Source organism: Streptomyces sp. NPDC020597 (assembly GCF_044335095.1).
Classification (GTDB): Bacteria; Actinomycetota; Actinomycetes; order Streptomycetales; family Streptomycetaceae; genus Streptomyces.
Genome location: NZ_JBIRUL010000018.1, coordinates 1 through 6756, shown reverse-complemented (window position 1 = coordinate 6756; position 6756 = coordinate 1). Strand labels below are relative to the sequence as shown.

The 6756-nt window shown below is 69.3% G+C and carries 8 protein-coding genes; 4 read left to right on the top strand and 4 right to left on the bottom strand.

All coding sequences use genetic code 11. From position 1 onward, the window contains the following. Positions 1 to 118: 118 nt before the first annotated feature. The gene (locus tag ACH4ZA_RS26870) at positions 119 to 907 is read right to left on the bottom strand and encodes a hypothetical protein (RefSeq protein ID WP_398432040.1); all 789 of its coding nucleotides are present in this window, start codon (positions 905 to 907) and stop codon (positions 119 to 121) included. Positions 908 to 1060: 153 nt separating this feature from the next. Between ACH4ZA_RS26870 and ACH4ZA_RS26865 the strand changes: the two genes are divergently transcribed. The 3 genes from ACH4ZA_RS26865 (at position 1061) to ACH4ZA_RS26855 (ending at position 3459) form a co-directional block, all read left to right on the top strand. Next, a complete protein-coding gene (locus ACH4ZA_RS26865) occupies positions 1061 to 1858 on the top strand; it encodes an ABC transporter ATP-binding protein (RefSeq protein ID WP_398432039.1) in 798 nt (265 codons plus the stop codon). Between the two features lie 55 nt (positions 1859 to 1913). Further along, positions 1914 to 2345: an NfeD family protein gene (locus tag ACH4ZA_RS26860; RefSeq protein ID WP_398432038.1), complete on the top strand. Its 432-nt coding sequence runs from the start codon at positions 1914 to 1916 to the stop codon at positions 2343 to 2345. A gap of 142 nt (positions 2346 to 2487) precedes the next feature. Further along, entirely contained in the window at positions 2488 to 3459 is a 972-nt protein-coding gene (locus ACH4ZA_RS26855; RefSeq protein WP_398432037.1) for an SPFH domain-containing protein, read from the top strand. Positions 3460 to 3537: 78 nt separating this feature from the next. Here the strand turns inward: ACH4ZA_RS26855 and ACH4ZA_RS26850 are convergent, their stop codons facing one another. The 3 genes from ACH4ZA_RS26850 to ACH4ZA_RS26840 all read right to left on the bottom strand — a co-directional run bounded on the left by ACH4ZA_RS26850 (position 3538) and on the right by ACH4ZA_RS26840 (position 5606). After that, the gene (locus ACH4ZA_RS26850; RefSeq protein WP_398432036.1) at positions 3538 to 4044 is read right to left on the bottom strand and encodes an HNH endonuclease; all 507 of its coding nucleotides are present in this window, start codon (positions 4042 to 4044) and stop codon (positions 3538 to 3540) included. A gap of 197 nt (positions 4045 to 4241) precedes the next feature. Then, entirely contained in the window at positions 4242 to 4781 is a 540-nt protein-coding gene (locus ACH4ZA_RS26845) for a YbhB/YbcL family Raf kinase inhibitor-like protein (RefSeq protein WP_398432035.1), read from the bottom strand. Positions 4782 to 4823: 42 nt separating this feature from the next. Continuing rightward, complete coding sequence (locus ACH4ZA_RS26840; protein ID WP_398432034.1) at positions 4824 to 5606, bottom strand: sporulation protein; 783 nt, start codon at positions 5604 to 5606, stop codon at positions 4824 to 4826. A gap of 155 nt (positions 5607 to 5761) precedes the next feature. Here ACH4ZA_RS26840 and ACH4ZA_RS26835 point away from each other — a divergent pair, with 155 nt between their 5' ends. After that, on the top strand, positions 5762 to 6403 hold the full coding sequence (locus ACH4ZA_RS26835) for a DNA-3-methyladenine glycosylase (protein WP_398432033.1): 642 nt from the start codon (positions 5762 to 5764) through the stop codon (positions 6401 to 6403). Positions 6404 to 6756: the final 353 nt, after the last annotated feature.

The window sequence follows — 6756 nt, the reverse complement described above, 5'->3', positions numbered from 1 at the left end:
GGTGCCTGGTTCAGCCCGTCCGGCGTTTGAGGACAAGGCCCGTCCAGGGCCGAAGAGGGGCGCGGGGGCGCAGCCCCCGAACCCCGCACCAACTCGCGCCACCCGTCGGAGACACCCCTCACCGCACCCCCCGCTCCCGCTCCTCCACAACGGAGTTGTACGCCGCGACCAGCGCCCGCCGAGCCGTCCGTTCCACCGGCCGCAACGCCTCCGCACGCGCAGCCATCTCACCGGAGGTGACCGCGCCCCCGGGCCCCCTCTCGTACGCAAGGGACACCAGCAGCCCCACCCGCTGCGCCAGCTCCAGCACCCGCACCGCCCGCGGCGGATACCCCGGCGCCAGCACCTCCCGCCCCCGCTCGGCCCGCGCCCGGTACGCGTCGATCGCCGCCTCCGCGACCGGCCCGGAGCCGGCCACGTCCAGCCGCGACAGCACCGCCGTGGCGTCCCGCAAGGCCTCCGCCAGCTCCCGCTCCGCCTCGCCCAGCGACGGCACGTCGGCAGGCGGCGCCTCCCGCACCGGCAGGCAGCGCCACACCACCTCGACGTGCACATCGCCCTCGGGACCGGCCTCGTACACCTCGGGCACCAGCCCGTACCCGGCGCCGTGCCCTACGACCGCCTCCTCGGCCTCCAGCGCTCGCGCGTTGAACTCCGGCGGTCCGCTCAGCCCCAGCGGATGCCCCGGCGCGGGCAGCGCCACCCGCAGCCCGGTGACCCCGAGCGTCCGCAGCCGGCCCAGCGCGAGCGTGAGCCCGACCGGCGCCGCCTCGCCGGGCAGGCCCTCCACCCGGTGCACGGCGTCGTCCCCGACGACGGCGAGGACGGCGTCGTCCGGCGAGACGAATCCGGCCAACAGGGCATTTCCCCAAGCGGCAAGGCGACCAGAGCGCGGTTCCGAAAGCATCCCCCCACCCTAAGGACCGGACCGATGGAACGGGCCGCCCGACCGGTGGCGTAGATTTTCCCGAAGGGGCCGCGCCCACCCACGCGCGGCGGTCCGAGCCACAGGCGCCCGCGACAGACGACCGGCCACACTGCAAGGGGAGACAACGCGCTCATGAGCGATGTTCTGGAGCTTCAGGACGTATCCGTGGTCCGTGAGGGCCGGGCTCTGGTGGACCAGGTCTCCTGGTCGGTCAAGGAGGGCGAGCGCTGGGTCATCCTCGGCCCCAACGGAGCCGGCAAGACGACCCTCCTGAACATCGCCTCCACCTACCTCTTCCCGAGCTCCGGCGACGTCTCCGTCCTCGGCGAGCCCCTCGGCAAGCCCGGCACCGACGTCTTCGAGCTGCGCCCGCGCGTCGGCATGGCCGGCATCGCCCTCGCAGACAAGCTCCCCAAGCGGCAGACCGTCCTGCAGACCGTTCTGACCGCCGCCTACGGCATGACGGCCGGCTGGCAGGAGGAGTACGAGGACGTCGACGAGCAGCGCGCCCGCGCCTTCCTCGACCGTCTCGGCATGAGCGACTACCTCGACCGGAAGTTCGGCACCCTCTCCGAGGGCGAGCGCAAGCGCACCCTCATCGCCCGCGCCCTGATGACCGACCCCGAACTGCTGCTCCTCGACGAGCCGGCCGCCGGCCTCGACCTCGGTGGCCGCGAGGACCTCGTCCGCCGCCTCGGCCGCCTCGCCCGGGACCCCGTCGCCCCCTCGATGATCATGGTCACGCACCACGTCGAGGAGATCGCCCCCGGCTTCACCCACGTCCTCATGATCCGCCAGGGCAGGGTCCTCGCCGCGGGCCCGGTCGAGCTCGAGCTCACCTCCCGCAACCTCTCCCTCTGCTTCGGCCTCCCGCTCGTCGTGGAACAGGTCGGGGACCGCTGGACGGCGCAGGGCCTCCCGCTGTCCTGACCGCCCCCCCCTTGCGCCCTGTCCCCGGCCGGACGTACGGCCCTACCATGACGGTGTGAACGACATCGACGCGTGGGTGTGGTGGCTCGTCGGCGCGGCAGCACTGGGCATCCCGCTCGTGGTGACCGCGATGCCCGAGTTCGGCATGCTCGCGGTCGGCGCCGTGGCCGCCGCGATCGCGGCGGGCCTCGGGTTCGGCGCGGTGGCACAGGTACTCGTCTTCATCGTCGTCTCCGTGGCCCTCATCGCCGTCGTACGGCCCATCGCGATGCGGCACGACCGGCAACGCCCCCGACTCGCCACCGGAGTCGACGCCCTGAAGGGCAAGCACGCCGTAGTGCTGGAGCGCGTCGACGGCACGGGGGGCCGCATCAAGCTCGCCGGGGAGATCTGGTCGGCGCGCGCGCTCGACACCGAACGCGCCTACGACGTGGGGCAGGAGGTCGACGTCGTGGACATCGAGGGAGCCACGGCGATCGTCATCTGACCTTGCACAACTCCCGTACGACGTAAGTGAACCGAACACCTCGCGGGCCGCACGACGGTCTGTCAGACTCGACCAGCAAGATCTTCGACAGACATGAGATCTTCCGAAAGCGCCGAGGCGGAGAAAGGTACGGGGAGCCGCGATGGAACCGGTCATCATCGTCCTGGTCATTCTGGTGGTGTTGGTCTTCATCGCCCTGATCAAGACGATCCAGGTCATCCCGCAGGCGAGTGCGGCCATCGTGGAGCGGTTCGGCCGCTACACGCGCACACTCAACGCGGGCCTCAACATCGTCGTCCCGTTCATAGACACCATCCGCAACCGCATCGACCTGCGCGAACAGGTCGTGCCCTTCCCGCCGCAGCCGGTGATCACCCAGGACAACCTGGTCGTGAACATCGACACGGTCATCTACTACCAGGTGACCGACGCCCGGGCGGCGACCTACGAAGTCGCCAGCTACATCCAGGCGATCGAGCAGCTCACCGTCACCACGCTCCGCAACATCATCGGCGGCATGGACCTCGAGCGGACCCTGACCTCCCGCGAGGAGATCAACGCGGCCCTGCGCGGTGTCCTCGACGAAGCGACCGGCAAGTGGGGCATCCGCGTCAACCGCGTGGAACTCAAGGCCATCGAGCCCCCGACCTCCATCCAGGACTCGATGGAGAAGCAGATGCGCGCCGACCGGGACAAGCGCGCGGCGATCCTCACCGCGGAAGGCACCCGCCAGGCCGCGATCCTCACCGCCGAGGGCGAGAAGCAGTCGCAGATCCTGCGCGCCGAGGGTGAGGCCAAGGCAGCCGCCCTGCGCGCCGAGGGCGAGGCGCAGGCCGTGCGCACCGTCTTCGAGGCGATCCACGCCGGCGACCCGGACCAGAAGCTGCTCTCCTACCAGTACCTCCAGATGCTCCCGAAGATCGCCGAAGGCGACGCCAACAAGCTGTGGATCGTGCCCAGCGAGATCGGCGACGCCTTGAAGGGACTCTCCGGCGCGATGGGCAACTTCGGCCCGTTCGGCGGCGGTTCGGGCAACAACAACGGCAACAACGGTCACAACAACGGCAACAACAACGGCAACAACGAGCGGCGTGAGAAGCCGTCCCTCGACTGACCACAGGCGTGTGACCTCCGCCGTGCGTGGGGCCCGCCTTCCGACGGAAGGCGGGCCCCACGCACGTACGGATACGGGTTACGCGGCGTCCAGCGTCAGCCAGTCCGGCAGCGCGGCCAGGTCGTCCTGACCCAGCGCCAGCAGCATGGCGTCCGCCGGCGTCGGCTCGAACGGCTGCCGCAGCAAAGGCATCTGCGCCTGTTCCGGCGTCCGGTCCGCCTTGCGGTGGTTGTCCTCCGCACACGAGGCGACCGTGTTCAGCCACCCGTCCTGACCACCCTGAGCCCGTGGCACCACGTGGTCCACCGTCGTCGCCCGACGACCGCAGTACGCGCACCGGTGGCGGTCCCTGATCAGCACACCACGCCTCGACCACGGCGCTTGTCTTCGGAACGGCACCCGTACGTACACGCACAGTCTGATCACCCGGGGCGCCGGGATGTCGACCTCGGCGCCGCGCATCCGCAGTTCGGGGTGGGCCTGCTCGACGACGGCCTTGTCCTGGAGCACCAGAACGACGGCTCGGTTCAACGTCACCGTCGACAGCGGCTCGAAGCTCGCGTTCAGCACCAGCGTGTCCCGCATACCAGCCCACCTCCTGTGCGCACCGGCCCACCCCCTGGCAGGCTGGGACCAACTCTGGCCGGGCACGCCGAGATGGACAACGCAATATCTGCTGCTCCACGGGAGGTGACCCCCGCGACCCCCGGCAACAAAAATGCCCGCCCCTGATCACTTCCAAGACCAGGGGCGGGCAAACGTTCCATGAACGATGAGCTGATTCATCCCTCCGTGGGATCTTCGTACTCACCGATCAGCTGGGCGCGGGCGAGCGCGTGGAACCGGAGGTTGAAGCCCACGACGGCGGGAGAGACCTCCGCGTCGGGACCGAGCTTCTCCTGGTCCACCGCGTACACCGTGAAGACGTATCGGTGCGGCCCGTCCCCGGGCGGCGGGGCGGCGCCGCCGAAGTCCTTGCTGCCGTAGTCGTTGCGCACCTGCACGGCGCCCTCCGGCAGCCCCTCGAACGCGCCGCTGCCCGCACCGGCCGGCAGCTCGGTCACCGAGGCCGGGATGTCGAACACGACCCAGTGCCAGAACCCGCTGCCCGTCGGGGCGTCGGGGTCGAAGCAGGTCACGGCGAAGCTCTTGGTCTCCGGCGGGAAGCCCTCCCACCGCAGCTGCGGAGAGGTGTTGCCCTTGGCCTGGACCTGGTCGGCCTTGAGCGTGCCCCCCTCCTCGACGTCCTCGCTCGTCACCGTGAACGACGGCACGGGAGGATGGAAGTCATGGGGGAGCGGCCGCCTCTTGAGCTCGGTCACCTCGGTACCTCCTGAAAGGTTCTGGAGTCTGCGGTTCCGAGCCTAGAACCAGTTGCGCCTGCTGCCGACCTCGGACAGCCACTGGTTGAGGTACCCGGCCCAGTCCGTCCCGTGGTAGTCCTGCAGACCCACCTGGAACGAACGGAAGGTGTCGCTGCCCTCACTGAACAGCCCGGGCTTCTTGTCCATCTCCAGCACGACGTCCATCGTGTGCTCGTCGGCCACGAAGCTCAGCTCGACCTGGTTCAGCCCCCGGTACTGCGACGGCGGGAAGAACTCGATCTCCTGGTAGAACGGCAGCTTCTGCCGAGTGCCCCGGATGTGCCCGCGCTCCATGTCCGCGTTCTTGAACCGGAAGCCCAGCTGGATGAAGGCGTCCAGGATGGCCTTCTGCGCCGGCAGCGGGTGCACGTTGACCGGGTCCAGGTCACCGGAGTCCACGGCCCGTGCGATCGCCAGCTCGGTCGTCACACCGATGTGCATCCCGCGCAGCGCCTGCCCGTCGATCATCGTGATGGGCGTCTCCCACGGGATCTCCAGCCCGAACGGCACCGCGTGCACCGCCCCGGCCTGGAGCTCGAAAGCGCCGCCGAGCTGCTGCTTGGTGAACTCGATGTCCTGCTTGTACTCCTGGTCCCCGCTCTCGACCTCGACCTTCGCCTGCAGCCCGACGGACAGCCCCTCGATCTCCTGGTTGACGGAACCGCCCTGGATCCGAACCTCGCCCTGGACCACACCGCCCGGAACGACGTTGACCTCGGTCAGTACGGTCTCGACCGAAGCGCCGCCGGCCCCCAGACTCGCGAGCAGCTTCTTGAACGCCATGACTCTCCCTCTACCTACGAACTCGTGCGGACGGGATCCCTCGATCCCTACATACGCGATCCCGACGAGGCCGGTTCCGCGTCCCTCACCCTGACAAGCCGAGTGCCCGCTGACCACCCCGACGCACCCACCGGTCTGCACTACGCTCGGAGGGCATGATCGCGACCCTCGACCGTACGCCCCTGCCCAGGACCTTCTTCGACCGCCCTGTCCTGGAGGTCGCGCCCGATCTCCTCGGCCGGCTCCTGGTGCGCACGACCCCCGACGGACCGATCACCCTGCGCCTCACGGAGGTCGAGGCCTACGACGGCCCGAACGACCCCGGCTCCCACGCCTATCGCGGCCCCACGGCCCGCAACAGCGTGATGTTCGGTCCGCCCGGACATGTGTACGTCTACTTCACCTACGGCATGTGGCACTGCATGAACCTCGTCTGCGGCCCGGAGGGCAGGGCGAGTGCCGTCCTGCTCCGCGCCGGGGAGATCGTCGAGGGGGTCGAAGCCGCACGCAAACGTCGACTCTCGGCCCGAAATGACAAGGAACTGGCCAAAGGCCCTGCCCGCCTGGCCACCGCCCTCGGCGTGGACCGGGCACTCGACGGGACCGACGCCTGCACCGCCGGCGACACCCCGCTACGCATCCTGACCGGTGCCTCTGTCCACTCCGACCAGGTATGCAGCGGTCCACGCACAGGAGTCTCCGGCGACGGAGCCGTACACCCCTGGCGCTACTGGGTCGCTGACGACCCGACGGTCAGCCCCTATCGGGCCCATGTCCCCAGGCGTCGCCCAAGTTGACTCGCTGTTGGCCGGGGCGTAACGTAGCCCGAGCCGCTTGAACCGGGTACGGCGATCGCCTGCAGCCGGAAGTGGCCAACCCACTACCTACAACGCCCCTCGCGGGAGCGAATTCGTCATGTCCGCATGCCTGAATTCGAACCTGGTGGAACTCGATTATGAGTTGCGGAGGGAATCGGCTAGCGTAGTGAATGTCGAAAGGCCGCAGGGCGAAAGCCCGAAGCCTCGAGGCAAATCCCTCCGACAGGGAATCGGATCGGAAACGGTCTGATAGAGTCGGAATCGCAAGACCGAAGGGAAACTGCCCGGAGGAAAGCCCGAGAGGGTGAGTACGAAGGAAGCGTCCGTTCCTT

Bases quoted from the DNA above. Each gene is read 5' to 3' on its own strand.
- ACH4ZA_RS26840 (WP_398432034.1), bottom strand. From the start codon at position 5,606: ATGGCGTTCAAGAAGCTGCTCGCGAGTCTGGGGGCCGGCGGCGCTTCG.
- ACH4ZA_RS26850 (WP_398432036.1), bottom strand. From the start codon at position 4,044: ATGCGGGACACGCTGGTGCTGAACGCGAGCTTCGAGCCGCTGTCGACG.
- ACH4ZA_RS26835 (WP_398432033.1), top strand. From the start codon at position 5,762: ATGATCGCGACCCTCGACCGTACGCCCCTGCCCAGGACCTTCTTCGAC.
- ACH4ZA_RS26870 (WP_398432040.1), bottom strand. From the start codon at position 907: ATGCTTTCGGAACCGCGCTCTGGTCGCCTTGCCGCTTGGGGAAATGCC.
- ACH4ZA_RS26855 (WP_398432037.1), top strand. From the start codon at position 2,488: ATGGAACCGGTCATCATCGTCCTGGTCATTCTGGTGGTGTTGGTCTTC.
- ACH4ZA_RS26865 (WP_398432039.1), top strand. From the start codon at position 1,061: ATGAGCGATGTTCTGGAGCTTCAGGACGTATCCGTGGTCCGTGAGGGC.